This is a genomic window from Klebsiella sp. WP8-S18-ESBL-06, from assembly GCF_014169755.1.
In the GTDB taxonomy this organism is placed as follows: Bacteria; Pseudomonadota; Gammaproteobacteria; order Enterobacterales; family Enterobacteriaceae; genus Kluyvera; species Kluyvera ascorbata_B.
The window spans coordinates 1,237,313-1,254,298 of the sequence record NZ_AP022256.1 but is presented as its reverse complement, the minus strand read 5'-3'; the positions used below and the strand labels follow the sequence as shown (position 1 = coordinate 1,254,298).

Genomic DNA, 16,986 nt, shown 5'->3' with positions numbered 1-16,986 from the left:
GGGAAGGCTCAGAACGCCATATTCAGCTTTCCGTAGTGGAACATCACCCCCAGTTTAAAGCGCTCCCGGTTTCGGTATCCCCTGGCTTTTATCCTCAGCAGCCTGATCTTGCTGTTAAGTGCCTCCGCATTTCCGTTTGAGACACTGTGTCGCATCGCATTCAGGATCCCGTACAGCCTTTTTCCTATCGTTTTCGCGGCATTTTTCATCATGGGAACGTCACTGTTAGCCGCCAGCGCCAACCATCTCTGCCAGTCACTCCGTCTTTCCTCGCTCCATGGCCTGTTCCAGATATCCTTTGCCAGCTCTTTCAGCGCCCAGCACTGGCTCGTCAGCTTCATCTGTGCACGCAGCCACATCAGCTTTTCCTGCCGGGATTCGGTCATCCACTTATCGCTGTACTGCCACAGGAAGCGGGTTCCTTTTGCCTGGTGTCGGCTTTCAACAGGGAGGTGCGGATGTTCATTCTGACGGGTTTTATCAACTACCTCGCCCAGTTGCTTCGCCACATGGAAGCGGTCAAAGGCGATTTTCTCAACCGCACTGGGTAAGTGGATACGCGCTGCTCTTATATAGCCCGCGTTCATGTCCATTGAGAGCGTTTTGATAGCCAGCAACTGCCCATCAGTGAGCGTGCGAAGATAGCCGGCAAGACTCTCTGTGCCGCGATCATCCGTTAAGGCCAGCGCCCGACCATCGCGATCGGAGATCACCGTTATGTAACGATGTCCTTTTTTAAAGGCGACCTCATCCACATTCATATGACGGGCGGATAATGGCTTTTTTATCCGGGCAAGACCTCGCTTAACTGCCCGGGTCATAATGCCGTCAACCGCATTCCAACTGAGCTTAAGTTGCTTCCTGACAGCATCAACGGTGCTGATTTTCAGCCATGAGAGAACGAACGATTCGAATAGCAACGTATACCGGCTTCCGGGGCCAGCCCACGGAACAGGCAACGTCAGGCAGCCATGCTCCGGACACATAATTCGTGGAACATCGGCTTCAACAATAGTGGTGAACTGGCAGGTATCAAGATGGCGCCATTTACGATGACGGTGATCGTGAACAGAACAGGATTTACCGCAGGTCGGACAGGCTAGCCGGGTGTTTTCAGCGATCTCAATAGTGACAGTAACAGAACCGGCATTTTCATCGAGAGAAAGGGACTTTACCTGCCACGGATCGGACAGGTTGAGAATATGAGCGTAGAGGGACTTTTCGTCCATGGCGGTGACCTCTGGCGATTAAATACACCATTATCATGCCTTCAGCCACCACAACAAGGGAAGACCCATATACATACAGTATATACTGTAATTACATCCAGTAAAGAGGAGTTAGACCATGTTTGTGGAACTCGTTTATGACAAAAGGAATTTTGATGGTTTGCCTGGTGCGAAAGACATCATTCTGGGGGAGTTAAGCAAGAGAGTACACCGCATCTTCCCTGATGCAGATGTGAGAGTTAAGCCGATGATGACGTTACCGGCTATCAATACAGACGCCAGCAAGCATGAGAAAGAACAGATTAGTAAAGCTGTTCAAGAGATGTTTGAAGAGGCTAGTTTATGCTCGTAAGCGGATAATTTCTATTGTGCTCCGCTACCGCTCGTTTCGTTGGAGGCTATATCGGATAAATCGTCATCATGCAGAGCTTCTTGTGCAGCGTATAATGCCAAGATCATAAATAGCTTCACTTTGTATCCTCTCCATTCCTTATCATTTGCTAATGAATCAAACCAAAATAAACAGCTAACATATTGATTATTAATGATTTAATTTAAATGACAATATCCTTGCACTTAGTATTGACTTGGTTTCCTAGTTAACAAATTATGCATTATCTGCCTTCTTTCTTGCATGATATGATCAAAGCTTTGCCATGCAAATATATATGACGTTGACGCCTACATACTTCAGTAGGTAGCAATCGCTTTAATAAGCTAATTGTAGTGATTTGAGCATGTCTACTATGAAAACCATTTTAACAATTCTTATAGCGCCCTAAGCAATTTCTTGACGAAATCTCTACAACGATGCTTAGAATCTCGGTAAACTGTCCGGAATGAAGTGTTAATCATGCAATGAATTTTGATGGAATAAGTAATTAAAATGCTGCTAAAAATCAAAAATACAAGCCCCCAAGTTTCTCACCCAAAATATCGACCTGACATTGATGGATTACGTGCATTGGCCGTACTACCAGTTGTAATCTTTCACGCATTTCCAGAAAGTCTAAGAGGTGGTTATACTGGAGTAGATGTTTTTTTCGTGATATCTGGATTTTTAATCTCGTCAATAATTTTTTCAAACATCGAAGCAGGAACATTTAGTTTTTTTGAGTTTTACTCTCGAAGAATTAGGCGCATTTTTCCAACATTACTGACAGTTTTGCTATCATGCATAGTTGTTGGATATTTTCTGCTTCTTCCTGTGGAGTATAAACAACTAGGTAAACATATTGCAGGAAGTTCTATATTTGTATCAAATTTTGTCCTATTATCTGAATCCGGTTACTTTGATACATCATCAATAAGTAAACCGCTACTTCATCTGTGGAGCCTAGGTATTGAAGAGCAGTTCTACATTGTCTGGCCATTACTTCTTGTCTTTATACATAAAAGAAATATCAATCTATTCGCAGCGACATTAACATTTCTAGCATTATCATTTATCTTAAATTGTATCATCATGACTACAGACCCATCTCAGGGTTTTTATTCACCAATAACAAGATTTTGGGAGATACTTGCGGGAACATCACTTGCATGGATAACACTATATAAGAGGGATTTTTTCAATAAAATAAAATGGTCCATTAACAAAACATTATTGAGTGTAATTAGAGCAGAAACACATAATTTCGATATTGTAGCTCACACCACGTCAATAACTGGAGTATTGATGTTATTTGTTGGGTATTGCCTATACACCGAAAGCTTAGCATTTCCCGGAGTATACGCGTTACTTCCAGTTTGCGGTGCGTTTCTTTTGATAATGTCTGGACCCGACGCCATTATAAACAAATACATACTTTCATCACGAGTATTTATTTGGGTTGGCTTAATCAGTTTCCCTCTTTATTTATGGCACTGGCCATTACTTTCATTTTCCTACATAATAGAGAATGGTTCGGCATCTCCATTAATTAGGGGGGCGTTGGTCCTTTCTGCCATCGGTCTTTCTGTATTGAGCTATCTACTAATCGAGAACAAATTAAGATTCGGTGGAAACCTGACTGGTAAGACTCTACTCCTATTTATTTCGATGGCAATTGTTGGCATTGCAGGTCTGGCTATATATTTTACCAATGGTATTTCTGGAAGGTTCACACAGACAAGGGCTGAGATAAATGACGATAGAAATATAGAGAAATTAATCACCGAATCGCAAAAAAGATGCGCAAATATTTTCCCTGAATGGTCAAAATATACCGATAACCTTTGCGTTATGCAGAAACCATCCGGTAAAAATAAAATTGCGATAATTGGTGACTCACATGCCAATCATTTATTTATAGGGATGAGTGAGTTAAAGGGAAATGATGGTGTGGCTGTTTTCCCCGCAAGCTGCGCCGCGCCATTCATTGATGTTTCATCATCAACTAAAGATCCTAAAGCTCTGGCGGTTAGAAAGAATGCATACAAGTTAATCAATTCTGCGTATGATTATGTTATCAAAGATAATAACATTCATGAGGTTATACTTGCTCACAATCCTTCATGTTCATACAATGATTCTATAGATATAGAAAATACTAGCATTACTGATACCTCTATAATTATTGAAAGTGGCATGAGAAGATCAATAGAAAAATTAGTTTCAGCGGGTAAGAAAGTAGTTATTGTAAAGGACAACCCGGAGCTTCCATTCATACCGCAGAATTGTACACCACGACCAATCAATATATTCCATAATAATAACAAATGCTCATTTGATAAGAGCATATATTCTAACAATATTGCTCACAGCACTTACAATGATATAACTGATAACGTTATCAAGGATTATCCTAACGTCTCATCAGTCAATCTTTCTTCTGTGCTTTGCGACAATGAAAAATGCTATTTGTCAAAAAATGGCCATGTCCTATATAGTGACATAGGCCATCTTAACAAATATGGGTCTCGATATGTTGCGCCAATAATAGCGGAAAAATAACCCTATATAGACTCAGTAATCTTTTTAACCTCAGTCGGTTTAACCATCATCAGTTGTACTGGTACCGGCTGAGCGTTAAAGAAATCAATATAGCGTGCATCAGACTGCTCAATTTCAGTTGAGTTCTCCTGAGAGGACGAGAAAACTGTCACAACGTACTTCTCATCCTTTGTTAGTCTAACTGACCTGCTCCCCGTTGATTAATACACCGCGATGTTAGTAATGTCTTCATAAGCCACATGAGGACATCCCCATGAAGAAGCGTTTTTCCGACGAACAGATCATCAGTATTCTCCGCGAAGCCGAAGCTGGGGTACCCGCCCGTGAACTCTGCCGCAAGCATGCCATTTCCGATGCCACGTTTTACATCTGGCGTAAGAAGTATGGCGGTATGGAGGTGCCTGAAGTTAAGCGCCTGAAGTCGCTTGAGGAAGAGAACGCCAGACTCAAGAAGCTGCTTGCCGAAGCCATGCTGGATAAAGAGGCGCTTCAGGTGGCTCTTGGGCGAAAGTACTGACGACAGACCAGAAGCGGGAAGCCGTGATGTTGATGTGTGATGCGACCGGTCTGTCGCAACGTCGTGCCTGCAGGCTTACAGGTTTATCCCTGTCGACCTGCCGCTATGAGGCTCACCGTCCGGCTGCTGATGCGCATTTATCAGGGCGCATCACTGAGCTGGCACTGGAGCGCAGGCGTTTTGGCTACCGTCGTATTTGGCAGTTGCTGCGCCGTGAAGGGCTTCATGTTAATCATAAGCGCGTGTACCGGCTTTATCACCTCAGTGGCCTGGGCGTAAAACGCAGAAGACGTCGTAAAGGGCTGGCAACAGAACGTCTGCCGCTGCTCCGTCCGGCGGCGCCCAATCTGACCTGGTCGATGGATTTCGTCATGGACGCACTTTCCACCGGTCGCAGGATCAAGTGTCTTACCTGCGTCGATGATTTCACAAAGGAATGCCTGACGGTCACTGTTGCCTTTGGGATTTCAGGCGTTCAGGTCACGCGTATTCTGGACAGCATTGCACTGTTTCGAGGCTATCCGGCGACGATAAGAACTGACCAGGGGCCGGAGTTCACTTGCCGTGCACTGGATCAATGGGCCTTTGAGCATGGTGTTGAGTTGCGCTTAATCCAGCCGGGCAAGCCAACGCAGAACGGATTTATTGAGAGCTTTAACGGACGATTTCGCGATGAATGTTTGAATGAGCACTGGTTCAGCGATATCGTTCATGCCAGGAAAATTATTAATGACTGGCGGCAGGATTATAACGAATGCCGCCCGCACTCCACGCTGAATTATCAGACACCGTCTGAATTTGCAGCGGGCTGGAGAAAGGGTCATTCTGAGAATGAAGATTCCGACGTTACTAACTGAGTGTTGTATCTAATCGTGGGGGCAGGTCACTGATACTATACTTCTTCACCGGCATGTTATGATAATTTTAACATGTTCATAGGTTTACTCATCTAGATAGTTTCGCAACTACACAACATTAATGTTTATCCTCAGAAGGCAACGATCAATTAAACCTATCTATTCTTCAATCAGGTCCACAGGGTCCAACATATGCAAGTTCCCACTCTAACGGCCACAGCGCCGGTTTCACCACTACTGTCGCCCTACCAGGTATGACAACAATTGTTAACGTATCTGATGAAACATCATTACCGCCTCACACTCAACGACACACAATTCCATAACGAACTTGCAATACAGGAGCATATTGAAGTAGGCATTAAACTTGCTGATGCGGTAAATTTCCTAGTAAGACGCTATGAGTTGGTTCACACTGACCGCAAAGGGTTTACATGGCAGGAACAGACACCAATCCTGACCGCGACCGATATTCTCAGAACCAGACGAGCGACCGGGCTGATGAGCACTTAAATCATGTTAGCCCTCTTCCCTACCTCTCTTCTATTTCCCTTCAAAAAGAGGTGAATAAACTTTTAGGCACCTAAATAGGCACCAGCGAAAAGTTGAACCAGTAGTTACTAAAGTAAATTCAATGAATTACATTATCAATTCAGACTCCGCCAGCCCCAAAATTCTCCATCGGTGATTACCAGAGTCATCCGATGAAGTCCTAAGAGCCCGCACGGCGCAAGCCCTGCGGGTTTTTTTGTGTCTGTCGCTTCAATGAATAACCCGCCAGAAGCCCATAAAATCGGTACCCGCAATGCAGCGGTCTACCGAACGTGCACCCATGATAAAAGGGAGCCAGACCAAGCGCGCATCACCGCCTTTTCACCAGCAATGCGCTCCTGTGCGCGTCAGTCACCTGCCAATCGCGCACAGCCTGCATTTGCTTAATAACTCCAGCGCCGCCTGCAGCATGGTCATCAGGCGTTACGACCCGCCATCACGCCGCCATCGATATCCCAGATAGCACCGGTGACCCACTCAGTCTTATCAGAGAGCAGGAAAGCAATAGTTTCAGCAATATCCTCCGGCGTTCCCACGCGGCCAATCGGGTGGAAGCTGTCGAAGCTATTCATCACATTCTTCACGTCAGCTTTCGCAATAAAGCCTTCATAAATTGGCGTGTGAACAACCGCCGGAGAGACGGCATTGACGCGGATGCCTTTCCCTCCCAGCTCAATGGCCAGGTTTTTAGTCAACGCATGCAGGCCTGCTTTCGCCATAGAGTAGGCTGAAGACGGGGTAGCACCGATAGCCTGCTGCGCCCACATAGAGCCGATGTTAACGATGGAGCCTTTCAAACCGCCGTCAACCATATTACGCACCACATCGCGGGTGATGAAGAAGGTCGCGCGGTTGATACTCATATACTTATCGTAATCAGACATGTCATGTTCGGTGAACGCTTTCGGAAAGAACACGCCAGCCGCGTTGACCAACAAATTGATATCTTTATGTTCAGCGTTAATGGTCTTCATCACTTGCTGCATTCCGTCTTCTTTCATCAGGTCTGCAACGATGATGGAAACCTGCCCATCAGCGGCCAGCGCCCGGCGAGCCTGCTCGGCTTTATCCTGACGATGGCCGACCAGTACCACGCTGCCACCGTTTTTCAGGACCAGCCTCGCCGTTTCGAACCCCATACCACTCGTCCCGCCGACCACTAACAGTTTTTTACCGGCAAAAGATGCGTTCATCGCTAACCTCGTTCAAATCATCTGGTTGTCATTGATGAAGAGCGCTGCTTTTCATCGTGTGGCAGCAGAATGTCACCCAGAGCGGTGATTGACGACTGAGAAGAAATAACGGCACAGAAAAGAAAATCTTTCTCGGCGGCGTATACTGAAGAAAATAATCAATCAGGACAGAGGCCATGCGATCGCTAAACAGACTGAAATGGCTGCACGCCTTTGAAGCCACCGCTCGGCACGGCAGCTTTACCGGCGCAGCGCAGGAACTGGGCGTCACATCTGCGGCCGTAGGCCAGCTTGTTCGCTCGCTGGAAGACTGGGTTGGGCATCCGCTACTTCACCGTACCCGTTCAGGTAAGGAGCGCCTGACGCTGGTGGATGAAGCGCAGGACGCCTTACAGGACATTACCCAAGGGCTCGATAAGCTGGAGTCCGGATTAAATAAACTACGTGGGCGGCGGGCTCGTTCTGTTGTTGTCGTAACCGCCTCACAGGTGCTGATGATGAACTGGCTGATGGAACGGCTGAATCGCTTTTCTGAAACCCATGAAAGCATTGACCTACGGCTCAACGTCACCGAAAAGCTCATGGACGTGTCACACGGCGAAGCCGATATAGGCATTCGCTGCGGTCAGGGAGACTGGCCGGGCGTGAATAAAACCTGGCTAATGGACGAAGAAGCGGTGCTGGTCTGCAGCCCGCGCCTGGTACCCGCGGAAAAAACCACCTGCGGTGAATGGCTCGCCGCGCAGAAACTGATCCATGATGACACGCCGCACCCCGGCGCGCATTTTCCCTCATGGGATGATGTCCTCAGCGCGGTCGGCGCGCCCGCGGCCCATGAAAACGGCTTGCACATCAATTCCACAGCCGCCGTCGTTTTATCGGCCCTGAGCGGACGTGGGGTGGCAATTGTACGATACGCGCTGGTGAAGCAGCTTATCGCAACCGAACAACTGGTCCTGCTGCACCCCAGGCATCGCTGGCCGCTCACATGGTCCTATTATCTGGTGACCCCGCAACATCACGCCATGCGGCATGAAGTAAAAATATTCCATGACTGGCTGGTCCAGGACGTGATCGCCGAAAAGGCTTAATCGCCTACTCAACCATTGTGCCGTGTACCCAGACGGGGCTTTGTTAATGGAATGGTCGCCTCCCATCTCTTGTGCCACAGTGGGACGATAAATCGTCACTCATTGAACGGAGCGCTGCTATCATGAACGTTAAAACTATTGGAATCGATTTGGCAAAAAACGTTTTCCAGATCCATGGGGTTGACGAGCACGGAAAACGGTTGTTCAACAAACAACTCAGACGGGCACAAATGGCCTCCTTTTTTGCCAACATCCCACCCTGTTTGATCGGCATGGAGGCCTGTGCATCTGCTCATTTCTGGGCCAATAAACTGATATCGATGGGCCATAATGTCAAACTGATGGCCCCTCAGTTCGTCAAACCCTATGTTAAAACCAATAAGCATGATGCTGCAGACGCTGAAGCTATTTGTGAAGCCGTCACTCGACCTAACATGCGGTTCGTGCCGGTCAAAACCGCTGAGCAGCAAGCCGTATTGGCACTTCACCGGAGTCGTCAGAGCTTCATCAAACAGCGAACCGCACAAGCCAATCAAATCAGGGGGTTATTGGCCGAATTTGGCATTGTCGTCCCCCGAGGTATCCAGCAGCTACAGCGACGATTACCTGAGCTCGTGGAAGATGCGGATAACCCGTTACCCGTCCTGTTTCGTACACAGCTGAGTCTACTACAGCACCACATGGCGTACCTGTTCGATGTCATCGCTACACTCGACAAGCAGATTGAGCAGTGCTATCGGCAAAATGCTCTCTGCCAGCGTATCGGCAAGATCCCTGGTATTGGCCCTGTTACCGCCAGCGCGCTGATTGCGACCATTGGTAAAGCCAACAATTTCGAGAATGGCCGACAACTGGCTGCCTGGCTCGGATTGGTTCCACGTCAGCACTCCAGTGGGGGTAAACAAGTCCTGCTCGGGATAAGCAAGCGAGGTGATACCTATTTGAGGACCTTGCTTATCCATGGTGCCAGGGCGGTATTGCAGTCGGCCAAACATAAACAGGATGCCGTATCGAGCTGGGCTAACCAGCTAATGGCGCGCCGGAATAACAACATTGCCTCGGTAGCATTGGCTAACAAGAATGCGCGGACTGTGTGGGCGCTCCTGGCCAAAGAGCGGGAGTATTGTGCACCAATAATAAGCGCTTAAGTTGCTTAATCAGTAAGACAGAAACAACACCACCGATTGCCCAGGCAAGCATGAAGTGATGGCAAGACAGGTCAGACCGCGATGGGGAAAACCCGGTTTATTCAAGGCTCCTGAAAGAGCGCTTTGTTGATAGAGGCCTCCATCAGCGTATTCCATCAGGGACAGAGGTATTTTACATCACCTCGGCAAAGTCCGGATCTATGGCTGCAATCGATGACCAGTAAAGCCACCACAACATATTTAGCTTGGCAAACAGGAGGCGACCATCTATGAATAAATCGAACTTTTGCTGAGTTGAAGGATCAGATCACGCATCTTCCCGACAACGCAGACCGTTCCGTGGCAAAGCAAAAGTTCAAAATCACCAACTGGCCCACCTACAATAAAGCCCTCATCAACCGTGGCTCCATAACTTTCTGGCTGGATGATGAAGCTATTCAGGCCTGGTATGAGTCAGCAACACCTTCTTCACGAGGCAGACCTCAGCGCTATTCTGACCTTGCCATCACGACTGTGCTGGTCATTAAACGCGTATTCAGGCTGACCCTGCGCGCTGCGCAGGGCTTTATTGATTCCATTTTTTCTCTGATGAACGTTCCGCTACGCTGCCCGGATTACAGCTGTGTCAGCAGGCGGGCAAAGTCGGTTAACGTCAGTTTCAAAACGCCCACCCGGGGTGAAATCGCACACCTGGTAATTGATTCCACCGGGCTGAAGGTCTTCGGTGAAGGCGAGTGGAAAGTCAAAAAGCATGGCCAGGAACGCCGCCGTATCTGGCGTAAGCTGCATCTCGCCGTTGACAGTAAAACACATGAAATCATCTGCGCTGACCTGTCGCTGAACAACGTTACGGACTCAGAGGCCTTCCCCGGGTTAATCCGGCAAACCCACCGGAAAATCAGGTCAGCCGCCGCCGATGGCGCTTACGATACCCGGCTCTGTCACGATGAACTGCGGCGTAAGAAAATCAGCGCGCTTATCCCTCCCCGAAAAGGTGCGGGTTACTGGCCCGGTGAATATGCAGACCGTAACCGTGCAGTGGCTAATCAGCGAATGACCGGGAGTAATGCGCGGTGGAAATGGACAACAGATTACAACCGTCGCTCGATAGCGGAAACGGCGATGTACCGGGTAAAACAGCTGTTCGGGGGTTCACTGACACTGCGTGACTACGATGGTCAGGTTGCAGAGGCTATGGCCCTGGTACGAGCGCTGAACAAAATGACGAAAGCAGGTATGCCTGAAAGCGTGCGTATTGCCTGAAAACACAACCCGCTACGGGGGAGACTTACCCGAAATCTGATTTATTCAACAAAGCCCCCAGACGGCACAATACGCTACCGACCGCCAAGAGAATAAAGGCCTGAAATTTAAATTCGGGAGATGACTTTGAGCAGCAGCCATTAATATCACCATCGCTTCTGGCTACATTTATTTTTATAAAAATTAAAAAGATAAAAAATCTGCCATAATGGCAGATTTTTTTAATATATAATTAGAGATTTGCAACGTTATGATAAACTTTCTGAACATCATCGTCATCTTCAAGGGCATTAACCAGCCCTTCAAAGACTTCTAAATCTTCTGGCGAAAGTTCAATTTCTGATTGCGCGATCAGTTCTAATTCTGTTGATGTGAACTCAGTAATCCCGGCTGCTTTAAGCGCGGCAATGCCTTTATGAAGATCTGTTGCTTCGGTATAAATAACGATATTCCCTTCTTCTTCGGTTACATCGCGAACATCAACTTCAGCTTCCAGCAAAATTTCAAAAATACGGTCAGGATCGGTTCCTTTAAATACGATCACGCCAGTATTGTCAAACATATAGCTGACAGAACCCGTCGCACCAATATTTCCGCCTTTTTTATTGAAAATGTTGCGAACATTAGCAATGGTACGGTTTACATTGGAAGTCAGCGTTTCAGCGATAACCATGGAACCATTCGGCCCAAAGCCTTCATAACGCCCTTGTACGAACGTTTCGTCGCTGCCACCTTTAGCTTTATCAATGGCTTTATCGATAACGTGCTTTGGAACCTGCGCTTGCTTCGCACGTTCAATAACGAATTTTAAAGCTGAGTTTGATTCCGGGTCCGGCTCACCTTGTTTCGCAGCAGCATAGATTTCCACACCAAACTTTGCATATACGTTAGATGTTGCACCGTCTTTGGCGGTTTTTTTAGCAACAATGTTGGCCCATTTACGTCCCACTGGAATAGTCTCCTCGAAAATTTATTCACATTACATACCGGTTAATAACCCGCATGTTTTTCCGCCGCATTATATCATGACAGTTAAATACTCGTCTATGAAAATGAAAACACCTCGATTTTACGAGGTGTTACTTTAAATTCAACAATAGTTAACATTATGGATAAACCCTTTCAAATTCACCTTCCTATTCCTTTTTCATTATTCATAATTGGACCATCGTAATAATATTTAAAACCACAGCAATAACATTGGGAACTCTGGTATTAAAGCTGTTTATATCTTAGCGCCTCAACAATGACATTGAACGCCGCCGACGATTTCAAGCGGCTGGTATAATATAAATAATATTTCGGATAGGTAATGGTGAAACGTTCAAGTACCGAGAGCAGTTTGCCAGAGGTAATATCATGTTGCACTAATGCCTGCGGAACATATGCAAATCCATAGCCGTCAAGGCAGGCTTGATGAACTTGATTAATGCCGTTAACAATAATCTGCCCCTGCACGCGTAACTTTTGCTCCTGCCCATTAATCAAAAATGTCCATGACAAATTCTGCCCATGCGTAGGCAACTGCAAATTAATACAGGGTAATGCCAGTAGCTGTTCCGGGTTTTCTGGTAAACCTTGCGCGGGCAGATGATCGCGCGACACCACGACCGCCATACGATGCTCGGCGCTAATCGGTATCGCAACCATATCCTGGGCGATCAGCCCTCCTCGGCGTACGCCAGCATCGAAACGCTCTTTGGCAATATCCACCAGGCCGTAATCCGTGATGAGCTCAAGGTGAATATCGGGATAGTTTCTCAGCACCGGCGCCAGTTTCGGCCACAATACCTGCTGGATAGCATATTCATCGGCGGAAATGCGCACCCTGCCCGCAGGCTTATCCCGCCATTCAGCCAGCTGATCCAACCCCTCGGCAATCTCTTCAATGGCTGGGCCAATCCGCTGCGCCAGACGTTCGCCCGCTTCGGTTAGCGTCAGGCTTCGGGTGGTGCGATTGAGCAATTTAAGCTGCAAACGGGCTTCCAGATTACTGATGGTCTGGCTCACCGCCGACTGCGACGTCCCGGCTTTTGCTGCGGCGCGCGTGAAACTGCCTTCCCGAACCACCGTCAGGAATATGAGGAGATCGTTGAGGTTCTCTTTGATCATATTAATAAGCCACGCTAATAACTGACATCACATTATTCCGTCTAATCAAAAGCAGTGTCCAGCCCTATCATCACTTCATCGTCACCGCACACGTCGCCCACGCTTTCGAAAACAGCGGAATGAATGACGATGGTCTGTTCGCCAAGGCGTCGTGTATTACCGCGGATAAACTGGCGAATGACGCAGGTAGCTGTTTGAAAGCAACAGTACGTTAGGCACCGCAACCCGTTTCAGGAGTTCATACAATGACGAACCAACAATCCGTTTCCTTTAAGCACAACAGCTGGCAGGTTGCAGCGACTCTCCGCTTCCCGGAGGGATTTACCCCGCATCAAAAATACCCGGCCATTGTCTGCGCTCACCCCATCAGTAGCTGCAAAGAACAGACATCGGGCGCAATCTATGGGCAAAAGCTGGCTGAGGCGGGATTTATCACTCTGGCTTTTGATGCGTCGACGCAGGGCGAAAGCGGGGGCGAGCCGCGTTTCAGCGAAAACCCGGCCACTCGGGTGGAAGATTTTCGCTGCGCCATCGACTATCTCGTGACCTTACCCTATGTCGATGAAGATCGCATTGGCGTATTAGGCGTCTGCGGCGGCGGCGGGTATGCCGTGAATGCCGCGACCACGGACCACCGTTTCCGTGCAGTGGCAACCGTGGTTGCTGCCAACTATGGACGCATCTTGCGTGAGGGAGACGCGAGCCCTGATGCCGCACTCAAGACGATTGAGGCGCTGGGTAAACAACGCACCGCGGAAGCCCGTGGAAGCGACCCTCTGGTGGTGGGCTACATTCCTGCCGATATGGCTGAGCTGGCCGAATCAGGCATTACCGATATCGACATCGCTGAAGCGGTGGATTATTACACCACCCCACGAGGACGTCAGACCGGCTCACCTAACAAACTGCGCTTTACCAGTATCGCCCCTGCGTTAAATTGGGATGCATTTGCCTTTACGGAAAAATTACTGACGCAGCCGCTGCATATTGTTATTGGCGATGTTCCCGGCGGTTTTGGCTCATACCGCGACGGCTATGAGCTGTATCAGCGCGCCCGCTCCACGGAAAAAACGCTTCAGGTTGTACACGGTGCCTCTCACTACGATCTGTACGATCGCCCGGAAGCCACGTCGCAAGCGCTGGCGCAGCTTATTCCCTTTTACCATCGGTATTTAGGTTCACCGGCAGGGCAGCCATCCTGATATTCCTGACGCACCAGCTCCGTGCCGGGATGGGCCTGGTGCGTTGAGTCAACTGCCGCCAATGTGGCACGCTGTCTCGCTACCAGCTCCCTCCCCGCCAGAGGTAGAGCGCCGCCGCTACCGCCGCGAGGTTTAAAACCACGCTGCCAAAAAACCAGCGTCTGAACGGCTGTTTCTGCGTTTTGTGGCGGAACGCCTGCTGCGCAAGCCAGGCGGCAGGCCACCCGCCTGCCAGCCCAAACGCCAGCAGCGTTTTTTCCGGTACGCGTTGCCAGCTTTTGCGGGCGGCAAGCTTATCCGCACCGTAAATCAGAAAGGTCAGGATGTTGATCAGTAGCAGCCACGCCAAAACGGGATAAACGAACCCAAAGCTGGCTATCAACGCCAGCACCAACAACCCCCAGCAAATTTTATTTATCATCACCCGCTAATCACCCAGAACCATGACGTCTCTACTCCCCTGAAAATGCAAACCGGAACAGTTTACCTGACGGGTCGCTACAGCGTTACTCGGCCGCCGGCTTTCCCGGCAAAAAGCCGAAAAAATTAGGCGCATAATTATTAACAGTGACAAGTAATTAACTGGAAAAACAGTCTGTTACCACCTGCATAAATTGACCAAAATCAAAGATGCATTTCGTTTGAATGTTCAATGCTGGACGCAACAGATCTTCATATGTAAGTCTATTTGATACTAATTATCATTATCATACTCATATACATTTACAGGTTTAATGATGCTACACACCGTCTCACGGGGGTCATTCGCACTCTCGGCCCTAGCGATATGTATTTCCACCACCGTGGGCACGACCACGGCAAACGCAGCACAAAACGCAGCGCCTAAAGAAGAAACGCTTGTGGTGACGGCGAATCGTGCGCAGAGCAGCCTCTGGGAAAGTCCGGCGACCATTCAGGTGATTGACCAGCAAACGCTGAAAAATGCCACCAGCACCTCCATTGCTGACGATCTGCAAGATATCCCCGGCGTTGAAGTCACCGATAACTCGCTGGCCGGCCGTAAGCAGATTCGCATTCGTGGCGAAGCCTCTTCTCGCGTATTGATCCTCATTGACGGGCAGGAAGTAACCTACCAGCGTGCTGGCGATAACTATGGCGTCGGTCTGCTGATCGATGAATCGGCGCTGGAACGTATTGAAGTCGTGAAAGGCCCTTATTCCGTGCTCTATGGCTCACAGGCCATCGGCGGCGTGGTGAACTTTATCACCCGGAAAGGCGGCGACAAGCCCATCGCGGGAACCGTAAAAGCGGTCTACAACTCCTCAACCGCAGGCTGGGAAGAGTCGGCCGCGGCCTGGGGCAGCATCGGACAATTCGACTACCGCATTAACGGCAGCTATTCCGACCAGGGCGACCGAAAAACCCCTGACGGCCGCCTGCCGGACACCCACAACCGCAATAACAGCCAGGCTATCTGGCTGGGCTATAACCTCGACAACCAGCACTTTGGCCTGTCGCTGGATCGCTACCGGCTCTCTACCCAGACCTATTTTGAAGATACCGAAGGGGCTTATGACGCCTTTAGCGTAAAAATTCCGAAGCTGGAGCGCGAAAAAGTGGGCCTGTTCTACGATATAGACGTAGACGGCGACTACCTGAAAAAGATCCATATTGACGCTTATCAGCAGACGATCGAGCGCCAGTTTGAGAATGAGGTGAAAACCACGCAGGCCATTCCGAGCCCGATGATTCAGGCGCTGACCGTGCATAATCAGACCCACACGCACGATAAGCAGTATACCCAGGGCCTTACGCTGCAAAGCAATTTTACCCTGCCAGCGGATAACAACCTGGTGCTGGGCGCACAGTATAAACGCGACCGGGTATCTCAGACGTCAGCCGGGAATACCACCAATCAATCGGCGACCGGTTTGATCAATACCGCAACGCAAACCCGTTCTTATTACGAGTCAGAACAAAGCAATACCTCCCTGTTTGCGCAGAACGACTGGCACTTTGCCGACAACTGGACGTGGACGCTGGGCGCTCGCCAGTACTGGCTGTCATCAAAACTGACCCGCGGTGACGGTCAATCAACCGCTTCCGGCGTCACCAGCGATGCCTCGATCCCAGGGCAGTCGGCGCATGACAGCGAGCTGGTCACGTCGACCAGCCTGCGCTACTCCGGTTTCGACAACGTTGAGCTACGCGCAGCGTTTGCCCAGGGCTACGTATTCCCTACGCTTTCGCAGCTGTTTATGCAAACGTCCGCCGGCGGCAGCGTGACCTACGGGAATCCGGACCTGAAAGCAGAACACTCCAATAATGTTGAATTGGGCGCTCGCTACAACGGTAACATGTGGCTGGTCGACGGTGCCGTCTACTATTCCGAAGCCAAAGACTATATCGCCAGCGTAGCCTGCGCAGGGGAAGCCGTCTGCAAAGGCAATAGCGCCACCTCACGCGGCGGCTACTATTACTACGACAACATGGACAAAGCCAAAACCTGGGGAATGGAGCTAAGCGCGGAATATAACGGCTGGGCCGTTTCCCCTTACATCAGCGGTAACCTGATTCGCCGCCAGTACGAAACCGCGACGCTGAAAACCACTCACACCGGTGAACCCACGATCAACGGCCGCGTTGGGCTCAAACACACGCTGATGCTAAACGCCGCGAACGTCACCTCTGACGTCTTTATCCGCGCTGCCTCAAGCGCTAAGGACGACAGCAGCGGTACCGAAACACGCAGCCCCGGCTGGGCAACGCTGAACCTGGCCGTCAATACCGAATTCGGTGCTAACGACCAGTATCAGGTCAACCTTGCTCTCAACAACCTGACCGATAAACGCTACCGCACGGCGCACGAATCCATTCCTGCGGCGGGCTTTAACGCGGCCATCGGCTTTGCCTGGAACTTCTGATG

The 16,986-nt window shown here is 49.3% G+C and carries 13 protein-coding genes and 1 pseudogene; 9 read left to right on the top strand and 5 right to left on the bottom strand.

Annotation, left to right across the window (positions count from 1 at the left end; all coding sequences use genetic code 11):
* Window positions 1–8: 8 nt before the first annotated feature.
* Complete coding sequence (locus H7R76_RS06025; RefSeq protein ID WP_000343760.1) at window positions 9–1,229, bottom strand: ISL3-like element ISKox3 family transposase; 1,221 nt, start codon at window positions 1,227–1,229, stop codon at window positions 9–11.
* A 118-nt stretch (window positions 1,230–1,347) separates the two neighbouring features.
* Here H7R76_RS06025 and H7R76_RS06020 point away from each other — a divergent pair, with 118 nt between their 5' ends.
* The 4 genes and pseudogenes from H7R76_RS06020 (at window position 1,348) to H7R76_RS06005 (ending at window position 6,051) form a co-directional block, all read left to right on the top strand.
* Complete coding sequence (locus H7R76_RS06020; RefSeq protein ID WP_182967230.1) at window positions 1,348–1,581, top strand: DinI-like family protein; 234 nt, start codon at window positions 1,348–1,350, stop codon at window positions 1,579–1,581.
* A gap of 534 nt (window positions 1,582–2,115) precedes the next feature.
* Window positions 2,116–4,164, top strand: a complete 2,049-nt coding sequence (locus tag H7R76_RS06015; RefSeq protein ID WP_182967228.1) for an acyltransferase family protein — start codon at window positions 2,116–2,118, stop codon at window positions 4,162–4,164.
* 253 nt (window positions 4,165–4,417) lie between these two features.
* A protein-coding gene (locus H7R76_RS06010; RefSeq protein WP_096147877.1) for an IS3-like element ISSen4 family transposase occupies window positions 4,418–5,538 on the top strand; the annotation gives its coding sequence in 2 pieces (ribosomal slippage) (window positions 4,418–4,676 and window positions 4,676–5,538; 1,122 coding nt in all).
* 192 nt (window positions 5,539–5,730) lie between these two features.
* Window positions 5,731–6,051: pseudogene (locus tag H7R76_RS06005) on the top strand (TA system toxin CbtA family protein).
* Between the two features lie 455 nt (window positions 6,052–6,506).
* Here the strand turns inward: H7R76_RS06005 and H7R76_RS06000 are convergent.
* Window positions 6,507–7,283 (bottom strand): SDR family NAD(P)-dependent oxidoreductase, encoded by a 777-nt coding sequence (locus H7R76_RS06000; protein ID WP_182967227.1) that lies wholly within the window; start codon window positions 7,281–7,283, stop codon window positions 6,507–6,509.
* Window positions 7,284–7,459: 176 nt separating this feature from the next.
* Between H7R76_RS06000 and H7R76_RS05995 the strand changes: the two genes are divergently transcribed.
* The 3 genes from H7R76_RS05995 to H7R76_RS05985 all read left to right on the top strand — a co-directional run bounded on the left by H7R76_RS05995 (window position 7,460) and on the right by H7R76_RS05985 (window position 10,785).
* Complete coding sequence (locus H7R76_RS05995; RefSeq protein ID WP_182930160.1) at window positions 7,460–8,374, top strand: LysR substrate-binding domain-containing protein; 915 nt, start codon at window positions 7,460–7,462, stop codon at window positions 8,372–8,374.
* Window positions 8,375–8,496: 122 nt separating this feature from the next.
* A complete protein-coding gene (locus H7R76_RS05990; protein ID WP_001101446.1) occupies window positions 8,497–9,522 on the top strand; it encodes an IS110 family RNA-guided transposase in 1,026 nt (341 codons plus the stop codon).
* A gap of 294 nt (window positions 9,523–9,816) precedes the next feature.
* Complete coding sequence (locus H7R76_RS05985; RefSeq protein WP_000654804.1) at window positions 9,817–10,785, top strand: IS5-like element IS903B family transposase; 969 nt, start codon at window positions 9,817–9,819, stop codon at window positions 10,783–10,785.
* Window positions 10,786–11,017: 232 nt separating this feature from the next.
* On the opposite strand, the gene H7R76_RS05980 is transcribed toward H7R76_RS05985, so the two are convergent.
* The gene (locus tag H7R76_RS05980; protein ID WP_106928379.1) at window positions 11,018–11,734 is read right to left on the bottom strand and encodes a YebC/PmpR family DNA-binding transcriptional regulator; all 717 of its coding nucleotides are present in this window, start codon (window positions 11,732–11,734) and stop codon (window positions 11,018–11,020) included.
* Between the two features lie 266 nt (window positions 11,735–12,000).
* Window positions 12,001–12,897: a LysR family transcriptional regulator gene (locus H7R76_RS05975; RefSeq protein ID WP_227673947.1), complete on the bottom strand. Its 897-nt coding sequence runs from the start codon at window positions 12,895–12,897 to the stop codon at window positions 12,001–12,003.
* Window positions 12,898–13,142: 245 nt separating this feature from the next.
* Between H7R76_RS05975 and H7R76_RS05970 the strand changes: the two genes are divergently transcribed.
* Window positions 13,143–14,099: an alpha/beta hydrolase gene (locus tag H7R76_RS05970; RefSeq protein WP_182967225.1), complete on the top strand. Its 957-nt coding sequence runs from the start codon at window positions 13,143–13,145 to the stop codon at window positions 14,097–14,099.
* Between the two features lie 79 nt (window positions 14,100–14,178).
* Here H7R76_RS05970 and H7R76_RS05965 read toward each other — a convergent pair whose 3' ends face one another.
* Complete coding sequence (locus H7R76_RS05965) at window positions 14,179–14,523, bottom strand: DUF1294 domain-containing protein (RefSeq protein ID WP_182967223.1); 345 nt, start codon at window positions 14,521–14,523, stop codon at window positions 14,179–14,181.
* A 313-nt stretch (window positions 14,524–14,836) separates the two neighbouring features.
* On the opposite strand from H7R76_RS05965, the gene H7R76_RS05960 reads away from it, so the two are divergent.
* Window positions 14,837–16,984, top strand: a complete 2,148-nt coding sequence (locus tag H7R76_RS05960; RefSeq protein WP_182934806.1) for a TonB-dependent receptor — start codon at window positions 14,837–14,839, stop codon at window positions 16,982–16,984.
* Window positions 16,985–16,986 lie beyond the last annotated feature (2 nt).

Bases quoted from the DNA above. Each gene is read 5' to 3' on its own strand.
- H7R76_RS05995 (WP_182930160.1), top strand. From the start codon at position 7,460: ATGCGATCGCTAAACAGACTGAAATGGCTGCACGCCTTTGAAGCCACC.
- H7R76_RS06025 (WP_000343760.1), bottom strand. From the start codon at position 1,229: ATGGACGAAAAGTCCCTCTACGCTCATATTCTCAACCTGTCCGATCCG.
- H7R76_RS05990 (WP_001101446.1), top strand. From the start codon at position 8,497: ATGAACGTTAAAACTATTGGAATCGATTTGGCAAAAAACGTTTTCCAG.
- H7R76_RS06020 (WP_182967230.1), top strand. From the start codon at position 1,348: ATGTTTGTGGAACTCGTTTATGACAAAAGGAATTTTGATGGTTTGCCT.
- H7R76_RS05960 (WP_182934806.1), top strand. From the start codon at position 14,837: ATGCTACACACCGTCTCACGGGGGTCATTCGCACTCTCGGCCCTAGCG.
- H7R76_RS06000 (WP_182967227.1), bottom strand. From the start codon at position 7,283: ATGAACGCATCTTTTGCCGGTAAAAAACTGTTAGTGGTCGGCGGGACG.
- H7R76_RS06015 (WP_182967228.1), top strand. From the start codon at position 2,116: ATGCTGCTAAAAATCAAAAATACAAGCCCCCAAGTTTCTCACCCAAAA.
- H7R76_RS05975 (WP_227673947.1), bottom strand. From the start codon at position 12,897: ATGATCAAAGAGAACCTCAACGATCTCCTCATATTCCTGACGGTGGTT.
- H7R76_RS05970 (WP_182967225.1), top strand. From the start codon at position 13,143: ATGACGAACCAACAATCCGTTTCCTTTAAGCACAACAGCTGGCAGGTT.